The following is a 2007-nucleotide window of genomic DNA, read 5'->3' as shown; positions in this document are numbered from 1 at the left end:
GGGGCGAACGAGCGAGCGATTTGGAGAGACACATGCCCGACGCAGCAGCACGCACCGACGAGATGATTCTCGAGGTCAACAACATCGAGGTGATCTACAACCACGTGATCCTTGTGCTGAAGGGCGTCAGCCTCAGCGTGCCCAAGGGCGGGATCACCGCGCTTCTGGGCGGCAACGGCGCGGGCAAGACCACCACGCTCAAGGCGATCTCGAACCTGCTCAAGTCCGAACGCGGCGAGGTCACCAAGGGCTCGATCCTTTATCGCGGCAAGCGGGTGCAGGACCTGATGCCATCCGACCTGGTGAAGACCGGCGTGATCCAGGTGATGGAGGGGCGTCATTGCTTCGAGCACCTGACCGTCGAGGAGAACCTTCTGACCGGCGCCTATACGCGCGGCTCCAGCCGTGGCGAGATCGATGCCGACCTGAACATGGTCTATGACTATTTCCCCCGCCTCAAGGAACGCCGCCGCAGCCAGGCGGGCTATACCTCGGGGGGCGAACAGCAGATGGTCGCCATCGGGCGCGCCCTGATGAGCCGCCCCGAGACGATCCTTCTGGATGAGCCCAGCATGGGCCTTGCGCCGCAGCTGGTCGAACAGATCTTCAACATCGTGAAGTCGCTCAACGAGAAGGAGGGCTATACCTTTCTTCTGGCCGAGCAGAACACCAATGTCGCGCTGCGCTTCGCGCATTACGGCTACATTCTGGAATCCGGGCGCGTGGTGATGGACGGCCCCGCCGCCGCGCTGCGCGAAAACCCGGATGTAAAGGAATTCTATCTGGGCATGTCGGACGAGGGGCGAAAGAGCTTTCGTGACGTGCGCAGCTATCGCCGGCGCAAACGCTGGCTCAGCTGATTTTCGACCCCGTTTCGGGGGCATTTGACAGGGGCCGCGCGATGCGGCTTTCAGAGGGATACGGGATGTCCGATTACTTCGACGAACTGGAAACGCGCAGCAGCGACGAAAGGCAGGCGGCGATTGCCCGCGCCCTGCCCGAGCAGATCGCGCGCGCCAAGGCGCTGCCCGGATATGCAGGCAGCCTCGGGGACGTGGACAGCGCGGCGATCCGCTCGGTTGCGGATCTGGCGGCGCTGCCGGTGCTGCGCAAATCCGATCTCGGGCGCGCGCAGGCGGGGGCGGCGCCCTTTGGCGGGCTGACCACGCGCAATGCCGCGCAGTTTGCCCATATCTTCCAGAGCCCCGGCCCGATCTACGAACCGGGCAGCGACAGCCATGACTGGTGGCGCATGGGCCGCTTCCTTCATGCCTGCGGCGTGGGCAAGGGCGATATCGTGCAGAACTGTTTCGGCTATCACCTGACGCCTGCCGGAATGATCTTCGAAAACGGCGCGCGCGCAGTGGGGGCAGCGGTGCTGCCTGCCGGCACGGGGCAAAGCGAGCTTCAGGCGCGCGCAGCGCATGATATCGGCGTCACCGCCTATGCCGGGACGCCCGATTTCCTCAAGGTGATCCTCGACAAGGCCGAAGAGATGGGCCTTGCGCTTTCGATCACGCGCGCGGCGGTCGGGGGCGGGGCGCTGTTCCCGTCACTCAGACAGGAATACGCCGATCGCGGCATCGCCTGCCTGCAATGCTATGCCACCGCGGATCTTGGCAATATCGCCTATGAAAGCCCGGCCCAGGAGGGGATGATCGTGGACGAGGGCGTGATCGTCGAGATCGTGACCCCCGGCACCGGCAACCCGGTCGCCCCCGGAGAGGTGGGTGAGGTCGTGGTGACCACGCTCAACCCCGACTATCCGCTGATCCGCTTCGCCACCGGCGACCTGAGCGCCGTGATGGAGGGCGCCAGCCCCTGCGGGCGGACCAACATGCGCATCAAGGGCTGGATGGGGCGCGCCGACCAGACCACCAAGATCAAGGGCATGTTCGTGCGCCCCGAACAGGTGGCGGCGCTGGTCGCAGGCCATGCCGAGATCGCCCGCGCCCGCGTCATCGCCAGCCGCGAGGGCGAAATGGACGTGATGACGGTGCAGATCGA

2 protein-coding genes are annotated in these 2007 nt (G+C 65.3%); both read left to right on the top strand.

What is annotated here, in order from left to right:
• Positions 1-32: 32 nt before the first annotated feature.
• Positions 33-860 carry an ABC transporter ATP-binding protein gene (locus tag ROH8110_RS18335; RefSeq protein ID WP_085819241.1) on the top strand — a complete coding sequence of 276 codons (828 nt, stop codon included), beginning with the start codon at positions 33-35 and terminating at the stop codon, positions 858-860.
• A 65-nt stretch (positions 861-925) separates the two neighbouring features.
• A partial coding sequence (locus tag ROH8110_RS18330; protein ID WP_085819240.1) for a phenylacetate--CoA ligase family protein occupies positions 926-2007 on the top strand: 1082 nt, incomplete at its 3' end.

The organism is Roseovarius halotolerans (assembly GCF_900172255.1).
GTDB classification, from domain to species: Bacteria; Pseudomonadota; Alphaproteobacteria; order Rhodobacterales; family Rhodobacteraceae; genus Roseovarius; species Roseovarius halotolerans.
This window is presented reverse-complemented; position numbering and strand designations above follow the sequence as displayed.

Bases quoted from the DNA above. Each gene is read 5' to 3' on its own strand.
- ROH8110_RS18335 (WP_085819241.1), top strand. From the start codon at position 33: ATGCCCGACGCAGCAGCACGCACCGACGAGATGATTCTCGAGGTCAAC.